This is a genomic window from Kordia jejudonensis, assembly GCF_001005315.1.
Lineage (GTDB): Bacteria > Bacteroidota > Bacteroidia > Flavobacteriales > Flavobacteriaceae > Kordia > Kordia jejudonensis.
The window spans coordinates 31,982-47,905 of record NZ_LBMG01000037.1 but is presented as its reverse complement, the minus strand read 5'-3'; the positions used below and the strand labels follow the sequence as shown (position 1 = coordinate 47,905).

The 15,924-nt window shown below is 35.7% G+C and carries 17 protein-coding genes; 7 read left to right on the top strand and 10 right to left on the bottom strand.

All coding sequences use genetic code 11. The features are described from left to right. Positions 1–90: 90 nt before the first annotated feature. The 3 genes from AA089_RS16895 to AA089_RS16885 all read right to left on the bottom strand — a co-directional run bounded on the left by AA089_RS16895 (position 91) and on the right by AA089_RS16885 (position 3,728). A complete protein-coding gene (locus tag AA089_RS16895; RefSeq protein WP_046758168.1) occupies positions 91–1,101 on the bottom strand; it encodes a 4-hydroxyproline epimerase in 1,011 nt (336 codons plus the stop codon). A 71-nt stretch (positions 1,102–1,172) separates the two neighbouring features. Beyond that, positions 1,173–2,756, bottom strand: a complete 1,584-nt coding sequence (locus tag AA089_RS16890) for an aldehyde dehydrogenase (NADP(+)) (RefSeq protein WP_046758167.1) — start codon at positions 2,754–2,756, stop codon at positions 1,173–1,175. A 51-nt stretch (positions 2,757–2,807) separates the two neighbouring features. Beyond that, positions 2,808–3,728, bottom strand: a complete 921-nt coding sequence (locus tag AA089_RS16885) for a dihydrodipicolinate synthase family protein (protein WP_046758166.1) — start codon at positions 3,726–3,728, stop codon at positions 2,808–2,810. A gap of 213 nt (positions 3,729–3,941) precedes the next feature. Between AA089_RS16885 and AA089_RS16880 the strand changes: the two genes are divergently transcribed. Continuing rightward, a complete protein-coding gene (locus AA089_RS16880) occupies positions 3,942–4,787 on the top strand; it encodes an AraC family transcriptional regulator (RefSeq protein WP_046758165.1) in 846 nt (281 codons plus the stop codon). A gap of 174 nt (positions 4,788–4,961) precedes the next feature. Continuing rightward, a complete protein-coding gene (locus tag AA089_RS16875) occupies positions 4,962–5,396 on the top strand; it encodes a hypothetical protein (RefSeq protein WP_046758164.1) in 435 nt (144 codons plus the stop codon). A gap of 2 nt (positions 5,397–5,398) precedes the next feature. On the opposite strand, the gene AA089_RS16870 is transcribed toward AA089_RS16875, so the two are convergent. Then, the gene (locus AA089_RS16870) at positions 5,399–5,833 is read right to left on the bottom strand and encodes a COG2426 family protein (protein WP_046758163.1); all 435 of its coding nucleotides are present in this window, start codon (positions 5,831–5,833) and stop codon (positions 5,399–5,401) included. A gap of 137 nt (positions 5,834–5,970) precedes the next feature. On the opposite strand from AA089_RS16870, the gene AA089_RS16865 reads away from it, so the two are divergent. Genes AA089_RS16865 through AA089_RS16855 form a run of 3 tightly spaced genes read left to right on the top strand, consistent with a single transcriptional unit; the run spans position 5,971 to position 7,525 of the window. Beyond that, positions 5,971–6,408 (top strand): DUF1801 domain-containing protein, encoded by a 438-nt coding sequence (locus AA089_RS16865; RefSeq protein WP_046758162.1) that lies wholly within the window; start codon positions 5,971–5,973, stop codon positions 6,406–6,408. Between the two features lie 31 nt (positions 6,409–6,439). Then, on the top strand, positions 6,440–7,081 hold the full coding sequence (locus tag AA089_RS16860) for a DUF4919 domain-containing protein (RefSeq protein ID WP_046758161.1): 642 nt from the start codon (positions 6,440–6,442) through the stop codon (positions 7,079–7,081). A gap of 3 nt (positions 7,082–7,084) precedes the next feature. Beyond that, on the top strand, positions 7,085–7,525 hold the full coding sequence (locus AA089_RS16855; protein WP_046758160.1) for a hypothetical protein: 441 nt from the start codon (positions 7,085–7,087) through the stop codon (positions 7,523–7,525). A gap of 43 nt (positions 7,526–7,568) precedes the next feature. Here the strand turns inward: AA089_RS16855 and AA089_RS25680 are convergent, their stop codons facing one another. Then, positions 7,569–7,703 (bottom strand): hypothetical protein, encoded by a 135-nt coding sequence (locus tag AA089_RS25680; RefSeq protein WP_262495025.1) that lies wholly within the window; start codon positions 7,701–7,703, stop codon positions 7,569–7,571. A 188-nt stretch (positions 7,704–7,891) separates the two neighbouring features. Between AA089_RS25680 and AA089_RS16850 the strand changes: the two genes are divergently transcribed. Continuing rightward, positions 7,892–8,275, top strand: coding sequence for a type II secretion system protein GspG (locus AA089_RS16850; RefSeq protein WP_046758159.1), 384 nt, complete (start codon positions 7,892–7,894; stop codon positions 8,273–8,275). Here AA089_RS16850 and AA089_RS16845 read toward each other — a convergent pair. Continuing rightward, positions 8,272–8,943 carry an HAD family hydrolase gene (locus tag AA089_RS16845; RefSeq protein ID WP_046758158.1) on the bottom strand — a complete coding sequence of 224 codons (672 nt, stop codon included), beginning with the start codon at positions 8,941–8,943 and terminating at the stop codon, positions 8,272–8,274. The two genes, AA089_RS16850 and AA089_RS16845, sit on opposite strands and share 4 nt — an antisense overlap. Positions 8,944–9,083: 140 nt before the next feature. Between AA089_RS16845 and upp the strand changes: the two genes are divergently transcribed. Then, positions 9,084–9,740, top strand: coding sequence for a uracil phosphoribosyltransferase (gene upp, locus AA089_RS16840; protein WP_046758157.1), 657 nt, complete (start codon positions 9,084–9,086; stop codon positions 9,738–9,740). A 328-nt stretch (positions 9,741–10,068) separates the two neighbouring features. Here upp and AA089_RS16835 read toward each other — a convergent pair whose 3' ends face one another. The 4 genes from AA089_RS16835 to AA089_RS16820 form a co-directional block, all read right to left on the bottom strand. Then, positions 10,069–12,024: an endonuclease I family protein gene (locus tag AA089_RS16835; protein WP_173427068.1), complete on the bottom strand. Its 1,956-nt coding sequence runs from the start codon at positions 12,022–12,024 to the stop codon at positions 10,069–10,071. 104 nt (positions 12,025–12,128) lie between these two features. Next, positions 12,129–13,127, bottom strand: coding sequence for a LacI family DNA-binding transcriptional regulator (locus AA089_RS16830; protein ID WP_046758155.1), 999 nt, complete (start codon positions 13,125–13,127; stop codon positions 12,129–12,131). Between the two features lie 121 nt (positions 13,128–13,248). Continuing rightward, a complete protein-coding gene (locus AA089_RS16825; RefSeq protein WP_046758154.1) occupies positions 13,249–14,211 on the bottom strand; it encodes a T9SS type A sorting domain-containing protein in 963 nt (320 codons plus the stop codon). Positions 14,212–14,327: 116 nt separating this feature from the next. Then, entirely contained in the window at positions 14,328–15,914 is a 1,587-nt protein-coding gene (locus AA089_RS16820; protein ID WP_046758153.1) for a T9SS type A sorting domain-containing protein, read from the bottom strand. Positions 15,915–15,924: the final 10 nt, after the last annotated feature.

Here is a 15,924-nt window from a genome sequence, read left to right as displayed (position 1 = left end):
TAATCTGACGCTTCAAATATTCTCAATACTCAATACTCAATTCTAAAATCTAACATCCTAAAACAAGTTCAGAGTAATTTGATTTAAAAATCAAATTACCTGAAAACCATGTGCATACGGATCATCTTCATCATCTATGATAATTGTATTGTAACCGTACACTTTTGCCCAACCTTGAATACTTGGGATAATTGCTAGTTTGCCATCCAAAGTTGTTTCTTCTTCAACACGACCAATAAATTTAGATCCGATATAGCTTTCATGAATGTACTCCTCGCCTAGTATTAATTTTCCTTTTGCATACAATTGTGCCAAACGCGCCGAAGTTCCTGTTCCACAAGGACTCCTGTCAATAGCTTTATCTCCATAGAACACAGCATTTCTTCCCGAAGATGTTTTATCTAAAGGATTTCCTGTCCATAATAGATGCGAAACATCGCGTATCGTTTCATTTTCTGGATGAGTAAATTGATTTGGATATTTATCGTTAATTCGTTCCCGAACTACTTGCGAATATTGAATGATTTTGCTCGCTGTAAAGTTATGAATACCTGAAAAATTTTCTTGCGGATCTACAATTGCGTAGTAATTTCCGCCATATGCGACATCAAAGGTAATTTCTCCTAATTCAGGACAATCAACCGTTAAGTTTTCAGCAGCTAGATAGCTTTTTACATTCGTCAAACGAACCCAATCTACTTTTTTTCCAGTTTGTTGGTAGTCAATTTCTACCAAACCTGCTGGCGCTTCCATCTTAATTTTTCCTTCTGTTTTTGGTGTAATTAAGCCTTCTTCTATGGCAATGGTAATGGTACCAATCGTTCCGTGTCCACACATTGGCAAACAACCTGAAGTTTCTATAAATAGAATGCCAAAATCGTTGTCAGGATTGCTTGGCGGGAATAAAATGCTTCCACTCATCATGTCGTGTCCGCGCGGTTCAAACATGAGTCCTTTTCTAATCCAATCGTATTCATTGAGAAAATGCTGTCGTTTTTCGCTCATGTTTGCACCATTCAAATTTGGTCCGCCACCAGCAACAACGCGCACAGGATTTCCACAGGTATGTGCATCAATACAGAAAAAAGTTTTTCTCATAATAGCATTTTAGCAAAAATAATTTATCTCTAACAAATGAAACGTTATTCATTCTTAATCAACTAAATATACATTTATAATGCAGCTTTCGTTTCTTCATCATTTACCAAGCGAAGAATTTGTAATGGATTTTCGTTTTTTAATTCATCAGGCAATAATTCATTTGGCCAATCTTGGTAACTAAATGGTCGTACCCAACGTTTGATGGCATCTCTACCAACCGCCGTGAAACGACTGTCCGTAGACGCAGGATATGGTCCTCCGTGTAACATTGCAGGCACGACTTCCACACCCGTTGGAACACCATTGAAAATGATCCGTCCTACTCTATTTGACAACGCTTTTACAATGTTGGCATGTGTTGCAACTTCATTTTGTTCAGAAATGACGGTTCCTGTCAACTGTCCTTCCAAATTGGCAAGAATTTCTTCCAATTCCGCTTCGTTTTCACATTTCACTATTAACGAAAATGGTCCAAAAACTTCTTCGTGTAAGGTTGAATTTTCTAAGAATGTTTTTCCATCAACCGAAGCAACAGCTTGTGTCGCGTAGTTTTCAGCTACAACTGTATTAATAGCAGCCACAGTTTTAACATTTTGTTGATCTTGCGCCTGAGTTTTGTTTTTATGGTAAGCCGAATGAATGTTTGGGTGTAACATACATTGCGGTTGTATTTGTACAATTTCTTCAGCTAATGTGTGTATAAATGTGTTTAAATGCTCACTTTTTATTCCTAAGATTAATCCTGGATTGGTACAGAATTGTCCCGTTCCTAACGTGATGGAACTTGCATACGTTTTTGCCCAAGTAGTCGCTTTGGTTTCCAAGGCTTTCGGCAATAATACTACAGGGTTGACGCTTCCCATTTCAGCAAATACAGGAATTGGCTCTTTTCGTTTTGCAGCTAAGTCTAATAATGCGCGTCCACCACGAATGCTTCCTGTAAAACCAACACCTTTTACGTTTGGATGTTTTACTAATTCTTGTCCGACTTCAATTCCACTACTGTTTAGATTTGAAAATACACCATTTGGCATTCCTGTTTTTTGAGCAGCTTTTACAATTGCACCAGCAACTAATTCGCCAGTTCCTGCGTGCATTGGATGCGATTTTACAATAACAGGACAACCGGAAGCCAATGCAGAAGCCGTATCGCCACCGGCAGTTGAGAATGCCAATGGAAAGTTACTTGCGCCGAAAACCACAATTGGACCGATGGGAACAAGCATTTTTCGTAAGTCAACGCGTGGATTTGGTTCACGATTTGGTTGCGCAGGATCAATACGTGCGTCTACCCAAGAACCTTCTTCAATGAGTTTGGCAAAGGTGCGTAATTGTCCAATAGTCCTGCCACGTTCGCCTTTGGCTCTTCCTTCAGGCAATCCACTTTCGGACACATACGTTTGAATAAGTGCATCGTCTAACTCTAAAATTTCATCTGCAATTGCGTTTAAAAACGTTGCTTTTTTAGCTCCTGAAATCGTGCTAAACGTTTTAAAAGCTTCCGAAGCTAAGTTGACAGCTTCCTGAATTTCTTCCGAAGTTGCTTCCGTAAAAACGGTTTCATTTTCCGTATTTGTCTTCGGATTGAAGGTTTTGTATGTAGTGTTTCCGTTGGCGGAACGTGAGTTTCCTATATAGTTTTTTCCTGTGATCATGTTTCGGTTGTCAGTTGTTTGTTGTCGGTTATTTTTTCTCAATTCTAAAAACTAAAGATACTGTTTATATTTTGGTAAGTTTGGACGTGATTTTACACCTTTGTCAATAATTTCTAGCACATTTTTTCTTTCAGCTCCAGCTAATGGCAATCTTGGTTCGCGTACATTTTCGGTGCCGATTCCTGTAGCAACTTCTGCCAGTTTTATGTTTTGTACTAGTTTCGTGTTGATATCGAGTTCAAGTAAAGGTAAGAACCAACGATAGATTTCTATGGCTTCTTGTGCTTTTCCTGCTTTCGCTAAAGCGTAAATTGCCACAGTTTCTGCTGGAAACGCGCATACTAAACCTGCAACCCAACCATCAGCGCCCATGAGTAAACTTTCTAACGCAAGGGTATCAACTCCGCATAATATAGCCAATCGGTCACCAAAACGATTTTTGATGCGTGTAATGTTAGAAATATCACGTGTAGATTCTTTTACTGCCTGAATGTTTGGACACTCGTTTAGTAATTCTTCAAACATGTCTAAGGTAACTTCAATGCCATAATCTACAGGATTATTGTAAATCATTATGGGCAAATCGGTACTGTTGGCAACTGATTTAAAGTAGGCAACCGTTTCTCTTCCATCTGCTTTGTAACGCATTGGTGGCAACATCATTAAACCATGTGCGCCATCTTCTTTTGCTTGTTGTGCAACTTGTTTTGCCACTGCTGTAGATTGTTCGGCAACGTTGATAATCACAGGAACTTTTCCGTCTACAATTTTTACGGTTTCACGAACTAGCGTCCGTTTTTCTTCATTTGTCAATGTACTTGCTTCTCCAAGCGTTCCGCCAAGAATGATTCCGTGAACGCCAGCGTCTAGTTGTGCTTTTATGTTTATCGTAAACATTTCCAAATCGAGTGTATCGTCGTTTGTAAATTTTGTCGTAACGGCTGGCATAACGCCTTTCCAATTGATTTTCATGTGTTTATTTTTTGATGTAGTAAAAGTAGTATGTAGTTTTTGTTTTGAGATTGTAGATATTATCCAGTTTTGATACTATTCTATCCTAAAATTTATCTTATATTATTTTTTGGATTAATTTTAGCATATTTAGTTTGTTATATAAACTATAATGATGGTCAGTTGTTTACTTTATCATTTTTGCCAACTGATATTTGATTTAAATAATTCATAATGAAGGTTTTACCATTTAAGATACCAAAAGCTGAACGCGATATTTTGATCGTTCAGGAAGATCGTGGACGTACGTTTTATGAACAATTGCATCAGCATGAAGAGATTCAACTTTCATATGTGGTTTCTGGAAAAGGCACTTTTATTGTTGGAGATGCAATTTGTGATTTTCAACCGAATGATGTGTTATTATTTGGCAGTCATATTCCGCATGTATTGAAGAGTGAAGTTTCTACAAACCAAGATTCGTATATGATTTCGTTGTTTTTTACCCATGATAGTTTTGGCGCACATTTTTTTGACTTACCAAAACTTCAAAATGTGCAACAATTGTTGAAAGATGCTAGTTTTGGTGTAAAATTTCATGAACATCAAGCTGAATTACAGCCAATGTTTGAAGCGATTATCCATCAAAAAGCGATCAAACGATTTGCTACTTTTTTTGATATTTTATCAATTTTGACTACTTCTGAATATGAAACCGTTTCATCATTTATCAACCAAAAAAAGTATACGGACGACGAAGGAAAACGGATGAGTGCAGTTTTTGAGTTTGTCATGAATCATTTTGATCAAAAGATTGTGTTAGATGAAGTTGCAACCATTGCCAATATGACACCGAATGCCTTTTGCAAATATTTTAAACAACGAACGAATAAGACGTTTTTTAAGTTTTTGACAGAAGTCAGAATTGAAAATGCGTGTAAATTTTTGACGAATCCATCACAATTGTCAGTTGCTGAGATTGCGTATTCCTGTGGCTTTTTTAATGTGTCGAATTTCAATCGGAAGTTTAAAGAGATTAAAGGTGTGACGCCGACGCGGTTTCGGAAGAAGTTGTTGTAAATGCTAAATGTTGAATGTTGAATGTTGAATGTTGAATGTTGAATGTTGAATGTTGAATGTAAAGTAATTTACTCAATTCTAAAATCTCAATACTCAATTCTACCTCCAAAAAAATCATGCTTGCAAAATTTCTATTTTTTTTTAAACTTTATAATCTAAACAAATATTTGAAGCATGACAGTTTTAGATGCGCTATACGGAAGTCAGTACTGGGAATTGAAAAATAAAGGATATGATGTCCAAAAAGGACGATTGTATGGAAATTTATTATTTGCCGCAACCGTAATGATTTATCTTTTTGTGATTGTGATTATTTGGAGCTTTTTTTCTGAAGATTTTACCAAAGATTTGACACGATTTCTGAAAAGTATTTTCGGATATAGTACAGGAAAAGCGATTGGTAAAATTATTGCCATTCCGTTAATTGGTATTATTTATTTGATTGTTGCACTCTTTTTTGGATCTAAGAAAAAGTATGTAAAGCGTTATGAAACCTATGAAAAAGCGTCACAGCAAGAGAAAGATAATGCTATCGGGAAAATGGTTATGATTTTTGCAATTGGTTTGGGATCGCTGTTTATTTTATCAATTACAAGTCTGTTTTTGTAAGCTTATTCAAAAAAACTGAATCCATAGTAAAACGTTACCCAAATAATTACCGAAGAGAAAAAGATACCGATTGTGTTTGCTAAAAATGCTTTTTTGCGTTCAATGTTGAATAAGTACGTTGCAATGGTTCCTGCGTAGACACCAGTTCCTGGAATCGGAATCATTACGAATAACATCAATCCCCAAAAGCCATATTTTTGAATATTATTTTTAGCGCCTTTTTTTGCTCGTCTTGCCACAAATAAAGCGCCTTTTTTGTAGAAATTCCAACGTAATAAGTATCTGTTGATATGATCTAAGAAGAAAATCATCATAGGAAATACCATCACATTTGCCACAAAACCTGCTACAAAAATGAGATACGGATTCGCATCAGATTTCAGGCCGATTGGAATACCAACTTTGGCTTCTCCAAACGGCGAAATGCTCCACAACATTGTTATTATTATATCTTCGATGGCTCTTCTTTTTTTAGCTTTGCAAAGCTAAGTCAATTTGAATTGTGAACAAATTTTAGTGTTGTAAAGTTTTGATAATTTTAAATGTTATCTTAGAGCATACAATCCTATGATTTATGAATCTTTTACGCACTATTCATCCCGATTTTGAACAATTTTTACAATTGAAACCTAAAACCTGTATTGATTTGTATATCGATGTACGAAATTTTGTGTTCGAATTGTATCCAGAAGCAAACGAACTTTTGTACCATACACATGCGCTGACAAGTGTTTTTACAACCTCCGAAAAGCTTTCAGACGCGTTTTGCATGATTCCAATATATACCAATCATCTCAATTTAGGTTTTACTAAAGGAACCGTACTTGAAGATCCGACGGAATTACTTGTTGGAACTGGAAAATTGATTCGTCATATTCCCATACAAACTGTTGCCGATTACAGAAATGACGCGGTGCAACATTTAGTTAAGCAAGCCATACAACTTTCACTTTCCGACATGAATACATCTTCCAACGTTATTGGAACGACGATTTCAAAAATTAAAACGTAATTTTTTACTTTATATAAACTTACATTCCCTTATGAAAGACGATTTTTTCGATTTTTTAAATGAACCCACAAAAGAAGCTTTTTTAAAAGCTAGAGCACAAATTGTAGCGCATGAAGATTACAATCCGTATTCGGACGATCCGACGATTATTCAAGATCTTTTAATGCAAAAAGAGTATGAAAAAGTGATGAATTATACAAATATCAATACCATTTTGAGTCCAAGAGTGCATTTGATGAAAAAATATGCTGCGACACAATTGGGAAGAGAAAAAGATGCCACTTCTGAAGATTTTTTAGGCTATCGTATTTTAGAAGGAATTCTCGCTACTGGCGACGGAAGCAAGGAACATCCATATATGGTGTTGCGCGTGAGTGATGAACGCGATTTTTTGAGTTTTATCGGAGAAGAATTTGCATCGCAAGCACTTATAAAAGAAGAAAAAACGTATGATTGCATTCACACTCAAAGTGGAAAATCTATTTATTTTGATATAACGGATTGTTACCGTAAGATTGCTTCGTATTCGTTTGAAGACATGTTAAATTCATTGGATATTGAAGAGGAAACTCCTGAAAAAAAAGTGAACATGAAAGTAACAATCAACACACAAAGACTACTCATCCTAAGAAGAAATGGTGGAAGTTTTGGTAATTTTCATCTAAAAAATTGAGGTATGTTAGGACTTGGGATCACAGAAATAATTGCAGAGTTTTATATTTTAAAAGAAGATTTGTTCGCTGGAGAAATATCTTCCAAACGCGTGCAGAAATCATATGCCATTGCTTTTACTGTATTGTTTGCCGTGTTTATACTTGGTCTTATTGGATATTCCTATATCGCGCCAATTCAAAAAGCCAACGCAACTAAAGATACCATGTTAGCTACCACATATCTATTGAAGCAAGAAAAAGAAGCTACAGGACAATTTCCAGATGAGATTGGAAGACTTGCGAGAAGAAATCCAACGTATGGCAATTTATCTGTGGATAGCTGGGACAATGAGATTTTGTATCAAAAAACCGAAAACGGCGAAAATTTTATACTTACTTCAAAAGGAAAAGATGGTATTTTGGATACTGAAGATGATATTATTATGCACAAGGTATTGGAATGATTTTAAAAAGAAAAAGCGGGCAAAACCCGCTTTGTATACTTTGTTAATGTTTGTCAATTCCGCAACAAAAAGAAAAGAAAATTACACTAATTGGCAATCCGCCTTTTATGTTTTGCTTGTCAATTTTTGAAATAACTGTTTTGTTAACTTTTAAAGTTTTAAGATTTCTTTTTTTCATTGTATAAAGTTTTGATTTAAGTTGAAAATTTAAAGAAATAAAATAGGAAGTGTTTACGGGAACACCGTAAATTATATTAGAATCTATTAATTATCCATATGTATTTGAAAATTGAATCTATTTTCATGCATTTCTCAAAATATAGGTTTCATTTTTCAGATAGTAAGAATTTGCTTATATTTATACCTATGCGTACTTTTAAAGCCTTTCGTAAACTTGTTTCTTATACTTCTATCAGCATTTTTGTGTTGATCTCTACCCTATTTTTGTCTTCCTATATTCCGTTTAGAAAATACAAAGTAACGGAAGATACGTTATTTACATGTACTGTTTTGTTGATTTTAGAAAAAGAAGATACGAATGAATATCCTTTTGATATTGAGTGTTTTAGACATGAAAATCGATTCAACACAAAAGATGTTGTAACAGACGCTTGGGGAAATACATTTTTCTACGAACACATTAACGATGGGAAAGATTTTGTTATATTCTCCAAAGGAAAAGATGGCATTGCATTTACCGATGACGATATTTACACAAAAAAACCACGTTGGTATACTGATGAAGATTAACGAGTTTTTCCTTGAAATACTTCCTGAATTGTATCGTGTTTAATTTCTTGAAAGTCTGAAATTACCATATCTGCAATCGTATAATCTTGATTTTTAGAATGTACACTATCATAGCCTACACAATAGATTCCTGCTGCATTTGCTGCTTTTATTCCGTTAGTAGAATCTTCAATTACCATACAATTTTTACGTTCAAAACCTGTCGCATTTGCTGCTTTTTCAAAAATTTCAGGATGTGGTTTGGATTGTTTTAAATCGGCTCCACTAAATTTTGCGATGAAGTATTGGTTTAAATCAAAACGTTCAAAAACATTGTCAATCGTCATCATAGAAGCCGAAGATGCCAATACAAGTTTTAAATTATTTTGATGATATTCTTGGATAATGTCTAATACACCATCAATTAATGTTAAACTTGGATCGTTTGCAAATAAATGTTTAAAGTGCTTTCGTTTGGCATACATTAAAGTTTCAGGCGCATCAGACAAATCGAAATGTTCACACAAACGTTTGCAGATATTGATGGTAGATTGTCCTGTAAATGATTGGTATAACGTTGGAGAAACGTCAATTTTCACATCATCAAACATCATATGATACGCTTTGTGATGTAACGGTTCTGTGTCTACAATGACACCATCCATATCAAATAAAACTCCTTTTAACATAGCATTATTTTTTGGCGAATATACTAAAAGAGATTTGATAATGTATATATGCTAAGTTATCTGAAAGTTACCTTTTCCTATCGCTATGCTTATGTTACCAATTGAAAAATTAGTAATATTGCAACACTAAATTTCATTTTATGACCATTCACGATTTTACTTCTCAGTCTTCCTTATTGAATCAATTTATTTCAGAATTACGCGATGTTTCTATCCAAAAAGATTCCATGCGCTTTCGCAGAAATATTGAACGTGTTGGGGAAATACTGAGTTATGAATGTAGTAAAGTACTAGCACATACTTCTGAAATCGTCACGACTCCATTAGGTACTAAAGCAATGGATTTGCCTAATAAAGATGTGAAAATTTGCTCTATTTTGAGAGCTGGATTGCCATTGCATCAAGGAATTTTGAACTATTTTGATGCCGCAGAAAATGCGTTTGTATCTGCGTATCGTGATCATGTAGATGATGGAGACGATTTTGAAATTGTAGTCAATTATATGGCTGCGCCATCGTTGGAAGGGAAAACATTGTTGTTAGTTGATCCGATGTTGGCTACAGGACGTACCATGAAAAATGTCTATGAAGTGTTGCTACAACAAGGAACACCAAAGAATATTCATATTATTTCTGTGTTGGGTTCTACAGAAGGCGTTGCTTATGTACAAACGCATTTTCCTGAACATACACATTTATGGATTGCTGCCGTAGACGAACAATTGAACAGTCGTGGATATATAGTTCCAGGTTTGGGCGATGCTGGTGATTTGGCATATGGAACGAAACGAAGTTAGATGTGCTTCGCTTCGCTCGATTCAAGGTTGTTCCGATTTAAAGCTTTCGGTTATGTATCACATTTTTGTTTTCACTTTCGTTTTCTTTGCTTACCCAAAGAATACTGAATCAAGTTCAGCACAGGCGTCAACAAAGGAAAGGGAACTTTTCCAGAGGTATTTTTAGTTTTTCTTTTAGGGAAAAACTAAAACCGCATGAATTTTTCTAAATTTTTTAGTTCACAATCTTTTTATTTTAAATCAAGGAGTTCATGAATCTTCGATTTCCAAGGCTTCAAAAATTTTAACGAAAAATCCCTGCTATACTTCGGAAAAGAAAAGTTTCAAGCTATTCTATGATAATTTTTTTCGTAAGTGTTTTTCCGTTCGAAGTTATTTTTGACAAATAGATTCCGCTTTGTAAGTTTAATGATATGATTTCCGTTCCCGAGAATTGACTCGCAAGTAGTTTTCGCCCATCTATGGAATAGATTTCAATAATTGCTTCGTCTCTGATTCCTGCAATGGTAATATGATTTTTAGCAGGATTTGGATATAGTTTGATGTTTTCTGTCGTAAATTCTTCCGTAGATAAAGGTTGTGTCCATGCCACGCCCGTTTGATTTCCCCAAATATGTTCCACCAATTCAGGATGATCTATGAAAGGATTTCTATTGAATTGCCATGTGTAAATTACATTGTTACGATTCATTTCAAAATCATCTGGCGGATCGTTTCTGTGCCAAGTTAATAAGGTTGCTAAATCTCCTAATTGTCCTTCTACTGCTGGAAAACCGTTTTCAATAGATAATCCGTTGTAACGAACTGCTAAGAATAATACACTTCTGGCAACATCGCCACGAAAGCTTCCTGCCGTTCCTGTTGGTCCTGTATATTGTCCGTAGTGTTGATTTCCGCGTGAACTGTTTTCTGGTCCATCTGCCGCTCGTAACGCATGTCCGTCAGAGTTTCCATGTCGTAATGAATCTGGTCTGGTAATCCAAAATACATCTCTTCCATCTGCAATATCATCGCCTTCAATACTTCCGTAACCTGCTAATGAACGTGGAAAGGTGTGTTCTCTGTTCCAAGCTCCCGTACTGTTTGAACCTGATTGTTGATCTAGTTTTGCACGTCCTTGTTCCGTATATACCAACCAAACTTGATTGCTATTGGCAGGATTTTGATCGGCTTCGCGTAACATATCATATACATCTGCATAAGTTTGCGCTCGTACGGTGTTGACATCGGCAATTATGGCTTGCATCGCATTTTGTAATGCTGCATCTGCCAAACCATCCATACTGTCATAGTAACCATTTGGTGCTGTACTAGCAACCGTGCCAAATGTTGGATTTAATGGTGTTCCGAAAGGAGCGACAGTAAAATCGTTATCAACAGCTCTTACAAGTACGTTATTGTTTAGAAAGATGTATTCTATAGATAAATTGTCTTCAATATTGATGATTAATTCTTCATCGCCTTCATCGTCTGTATCGTCTACAAGTGTTATTGATGTTGATGCAGAAGATTGTCCTGTGGGAATGGTAACCGTAGTATTTCCCGTAAAGTCATTGCTATCAAAAGTTCCATTGTCTAGTGAAATTGTAAGATCGAGGTCTGAAGTAACAGTAGATTCCGTTGTAAATTCTATTGAGAATGTTTCTCCTTCTGTGTATTGATCTTGCAAAACAGAAATTGTGATACCGTTTAATGCTATTCCGCTTCCATCGTTTAGTTGTCTTGGCGTTGGTGTTCCTGTGAAGTATGATCCGTTGGTTTCGTTACGCTGAATAGAGTTTGTATTGTTGTTTCCGCCTTCGCTGATTTGTGTTGTTAATCCTAGTAAATTAAGTAATCCTGTATCGTCAGCTTCGCCCGTATCGTAAACTATAGCGTCAACTAAGTCAAACATTGTAGCTTGTGTTCCTTGTGGAAAGTCGGATCCATCTGCTTGATAGATTGCAACAGCATCTGCTCCATTTTGAATTACGTTAGAACCTATCAATAATTGTGGTACAGGTGAAACCGTACTACTTCCAATTAAAAGCAAACCATTTACATCTGTAACTTGTCCGTCTAAATCGAGTGAAAAATAACTACTATCATTTCCAGAAGTTGAACCGTTAAATAGTACTAAAACGTACCCATCTAAGGCAAAGTTGGGTGTTTGTGATTTTAATTCGATGAATTCTCCTGTGTCGGTTCCAGGTGTATCGCAATCAATTTCATTAATGACAACTACCTGACTTAAAGATAATTGACATAACAATAGCATTAGTAATGTGGGAAATGTATACTTCATTATTCTACTTTTGTCAAAAGTACAATAATCTCATCAGCTTTTATAGGTGTTTAATTATAAATTATTTAGCAGCATGTTTTCTTAACTTTAACTAAACATTCTTTTTACGAGCTGGTATCGCCAATTGTAATCGTAGTATTTAGAATTACATCTTTAGCTGGAATATTTTCTTCTTTGGATTCTAAGCGATCTAACAGGATTTGCGCTGTTTTTTTTCCTATTTCCTTCGGATGTTGGTCTATGAATGATATTTTAGGATACGATAATTCGTTTTGAGACGCATTTACATAACCAATAAGAGAAATTTCTTCAGAGAATTTTAAGCCTCTTTTTTGAATGGCGCTGTTGCAAAGTAGTGTTGCATCAATGTCAGCTGCAATTAAGCCGTCTATTTTACCTTCTTTTAGCGTTTCATCAAGTGTGCGTTGTAATTCGTTTAAGTCTTCAAATGCAATGACTGTTGGATTGTCTGTTTTTGCCAGATATCCATCTTCGCGTAAGCGACCAACAATAAGTGTTGGAATTGAAGATACAAAGGCAATATTTTTACAGTCTTTATTTTCGAGATGTTCGTAAGCGCTTATGATGCTATCATAATCATTTACTTGTACTGCGTCAAAACCAAGCGGTTGCATTGGAATACGATCAAAAAGTACTAACGGAATTCCTTTTTGCTTGATGTCTATGATGTGATCAAATGTTTTCTTTTTGTTGGTTTCTTCGGCAATACAAATTAGGATGCCATCAACATTTCCTTTCGAAAAATAGTCAAGACATTCTTTTTCTTTCTTGAGACTTTCATTGCTTAAGAAGGTGATGATGTTGTATTTTGAAGTGTTCGTAACTTCGTCAATTCCTTTTAATACTGATGCAAAAAACGGATTTTCGATGTTTGGAACCACAACACCTATTTGCATGGTTTCTTGTTTTTGCAAACGAACTGCAATAGGATTTGGTGAGTAGCCTCTTAATTTTGCTAAGTTTTTAACGCGTTCTTTGGTTTGATCGCTGATTTCTTCGCTATCGTTTAATGATTTGGATACCGTTGATACAGATATGTTTAATTCTTTCGCTAATGATTTTAGAGAGACTACATTTTTCATAGGTTTTATGTTTTGGTTGTACCTGTATCTTGGTTATACGTACTGTATTTTGAAACTCGATACGTATAAAAAAGTGTGTCTACTTTCATAAACACACTTTTGGTATACTGTTTATTCGTGTTTAGTTTTTGATTAACTTCACACTGCTTTGTCCTTTATTCGTTTGAATAGTCGCAAAGTAAATTCCTGCTTTTAATGCAGCTCCGTCAATAGTTGCTGTTACTGCGTTTGGCGTTGTTGCCATTACTTGTCTTCCAGCAATATCATATACTTGTATGGTATTGATGGTTACATTATCGGTAACTACATTCCATGAATTTGTTGTTGGATTAGGATATGTTTTAAATGAAGCTGGTGTGAATTCTTCTGTACTTAGTGTACTTCCTTCAGCATTCCATACATAGCTTCTTGATTGTTCTCCTAATACATTGATGTATCGGTTTGTAAATCCACCATTTGTTACTGTCCCAGCATCATCTGGCATAAAGTTTTCTTGATCTGACCAACCATCAATCTGAAACTTAAATTCTGTATATATTTCAGGTAAAGGAAGTGTTACTGACCACATTCCACCACCGATATCGGTTAATGGATTAGACGTTCCGTCCCAACCGTTAAATTGTCCACTGATGTATACTGTGGTAAAAGCTGCTCCGTATCCACTCATATCTACGGTAAATGTAGTATTGTGTGGACCTGCGTTTCCATCATCATAGCATGCATTGAATGAAGCAGTATCAAGTGTCATTGCTGATCCGTTTACTTCTAAAATTCTGTTTGTGAAGCCGCCATCAGTTACTGTACATGCATCACCAGCGGTTAAGTTGTCTTGTCCTGCCCAATCATCATGCGAAAACTTGTATTGGTATTCTCCATCTGCTAGACTAACTGTAGTAGACCAAATTCCGCCGCCCATGTCAGTCATTGGATTAGCCGTACCAGACCATCCGTTAAGTTCACCACTTAGGTATACTGTTGTAAAAGCAGTTCCGTATCCATTCATGTCTACGGTAAACGTAACATCGTTTTGAGCATAGCTAGTAAAGCTAATTAATAATGCAATAAAAAAGTAAAATTTCTTCATACTCTATAGGGTTTTAGTTAAAGGATTTATTTTTTACCAAATATATTAATTTATTTTCATAAAAAGGTGTGCTTATTATTGATAAGCACACCTGATTTATTTTGATAATATATGACTTAGTTTTTCACTAATTTGATACTACTCTGTCCTTTGTCTGTTTGGATTTTAGCAAAGTAGATTCCTGCTTTTAACGCAGAACCATCAATCGTTGCATTTAACGCATTTGGCGTCATTGCTGTTACTTGTCTTCCAGCAATATCATATACTTGAATTGCATTGATAATAACATTATCTGTTACTACATTCCAAGAATCGTTAGTTGGATTTGGATATGTTTTAAAAGATGCTGCATTGAATTCTTCAGTACTTAAGATATTGTTATGGAAATAGATATTGTCAACATATACAACACCTAAGTTTGATGTGATTAAGAATTGTGCTAAATCGTCTCTTGTAAGGTTGTTTGAAAAGTTAGTATCAATTTCAACATCAATAGAAACCCAAGTTCCTGTTGCTAATGCTGGTGTAGTTCCTCCATTAATGTTTAGTTCTAAAGCAGAAACTTCACTGTTTGTTCCTCCCCATTGTGAGAATTTAGAGTTGAATACTTTTCCAACTAAGTCTGGATTGTCTGTCCAAAAGTCCATATGGAAATGTGACATTGTTGAGGCATCAATTCTATTATTTGTAAATTCTACTCCAATAAAGTTTGTAAACGTAATTTTTTTAACGTCATCACCAAAAACAACTACATCTTCAGAAACCGAATCGTCAAAGGAAGCATTCCAAGTTTCAATAGTTGTGTTAGTGTAAGCATTACTAAATAGAGAAATCACATTTTGTGGCGCTCTCGTTGGTGGCGTTGGTGCTGCTGATGTTGGTCCTGCAATTACAAATGATATAGTATATGTTTCCATTACCGTCCCATTTTGAGAAGTTACCATTACTGTTGCATCTCCAGGTATTGCTGGTGCTTGCGTAATTACTGCATTTGCAGCAGGATCAGAAGTTGTTGCTGTTGTAATTTGTGGAACTACTGTTGTTCCAGGTGATAATTCTACTGTATAATTTGTAATTCCTGAAGCAAAGCTCGCAAATGGCGAACCGTCAATTTCTAAAGCACTTAATGTAGCATCCGATCCTGGAGCTGTTGGATTTTTCCAAAAGTATACATTGTCTAAGTAAATGTCTACAGGTACAGTACTTCCTGGTCCGTTAGCAGCGAATTTCATTTGGAAAACGCTATCCCAAGTCATTCCTGTAAAGGCAGATTTTGGAATATCGACACTTGTCCAAGTTCCAGATGTGTATGCAATAGAAACCAATGTTTCTCCTGCTCCAGATCCGTTGTTAATTGGACTTACTTGAATGTCCGTTGCTCCTGGGCTAGCTGAAGTCCAAATGTCAATGTGTAAAAATTCCATTTGAGAAGCATCAGTTGTAGTTACTTCAGTTCCTTGGTAGTTAAAGTTTGGATATGCCAATACGAGTGCTCCAGTTCCTACGTCGTAACTAGGATTTACTTGTGTATGACCCGATTGTCCCCAGTTTGGGTCATAGTTCGTTGCAATATTTGTATAGGTATCACCGTATACTGAAACTACATCCACAGCGTCATTTGTTGGTGCTGCAGGGCTTGTAGTTGGTTGTGCGAATGCTAGCGATGAAATCAGTAGCATACATAAAAAGGTAATTTTCTTCATAATAATTTAA

What these genes read in the sequence shown, in the direction of transcription:
- AA089_RS16890 (WP_046758167.1), bottom strand. Translation starts at nt 2,756, where the DNA reads ATGATCACAGGAAAAAACTATATAGGAAACTCACGTTCCGCCAACGGA.
- AA089_RS16885 (WP_046758166.1), bottom strand. Translation starts at nt 3,728, where the DNA reads ATGAAAATCAATTGGAAAGGCGTTATGCCAGCCGTTACGACAAAATTT.
- AA089_RS16880 (WP_046758165.1), top strand. Translation starts at nt 3,942, where the DNA reads ATGAAGGTTTTACCATTTAAGATACCAAAAGCTGAACGCGATATTTTG.
- AA089_RS16875 (WP_046758164.1), top strand. Translation starts at nt 4,962, where the DNA reads ATGACAGTTTTAGATGCGCTATACGGAAGTCAGTACTGGGAATTGAAA.
- AA089_RS16870 (WP_046758163.1), bottom strand. Translation starts at nt 5,833, where the DNA reads ATGTTGTGGAGCATTTCGCCGTTTGGAGAAGCCAAAGTTGGTATTCCA.
- AA089_RS16865 (WP_046758162.1), top strand. Translation starts at nt 5,971, where the DNA reads ATGAATCTTTTACGCACTATTCATCCCGATTTTGAACAATTTTTACAA.
- AA089_RS16860 (WP_046758161.1), top strand. Translation starts at nt 6,440, where the DNA reads ATGAAAGACGATTTTTTCGATTTTTTAAATGAACCCACAAAAGAAGCT.
- AA089_RS16855 (WP_046758160.1), top strand. Translation starts at nt 7,085, where the DNA reads ATGTTAGGACTTGGGATCACAGAAATAATTGCAGAGTTTTATATTTTA.
- AA089_RS25680 (WP_262495025.1), bottom strand. Translation starts at nt 7,703, where the DNA reads ATGAAAAAAAGAAATCTTAAAACTTTAAAAGTTAACAAAACAGTTATT.
- AA089_RS16850 (WP_046758159.1), top strand. Translation starts at nt 7,892, where the DNA reads ATGCGTACTTTTAAAGCCTTTCGTAAACTTGTTTCTTATACTTCTATC.
- AA089_RS16845 (WP_046758158.1), bottom strand. Translation starts at nt 8,943, where the DNA reads ATGTTAAAAGGAGTTTTATTTGATATGGATGGTGTCATTGTAGACACA.
- upp (WP_046758157.1), top strand. Translation starts at nt 9,084, where the DNA reads ATGACCATTCACGATTTTACTTCTCAGTCTTCCTTATTGAATCAATTT.
- AA089_RS16835 (WP_173427068.1), bottom strand. Translation starts at nt 12,024, where the DNA reads ATGAAGTATACATTTCCCACATTACTAATGCTATTGTTATGTCAATTA.
- AA089_RS16830 (WP_046758155.1), bottom strand. Translation starts at nt 13,127, where the DNA reads ATGAAAAATGTAGTCTCTCTAAAATCATTAGCGAAAGAATTAAACATA.
- AA089_RS16825 (WP_046758154.1), bottom strand. Translation starts at nt 14,211, where the DNA reads ATGAAGAAATTTTACTTTTTTATTGCATTATTAATTAGCTTTACTAGC.
- AA089_RS16820 (WP_046758153.1), bottom strand. Translation starts at nt 15,914, where the DNA reads ATGAAGAAAATTACCTTTTTATGTATGCTACTGATTTCATCGCTAGCA.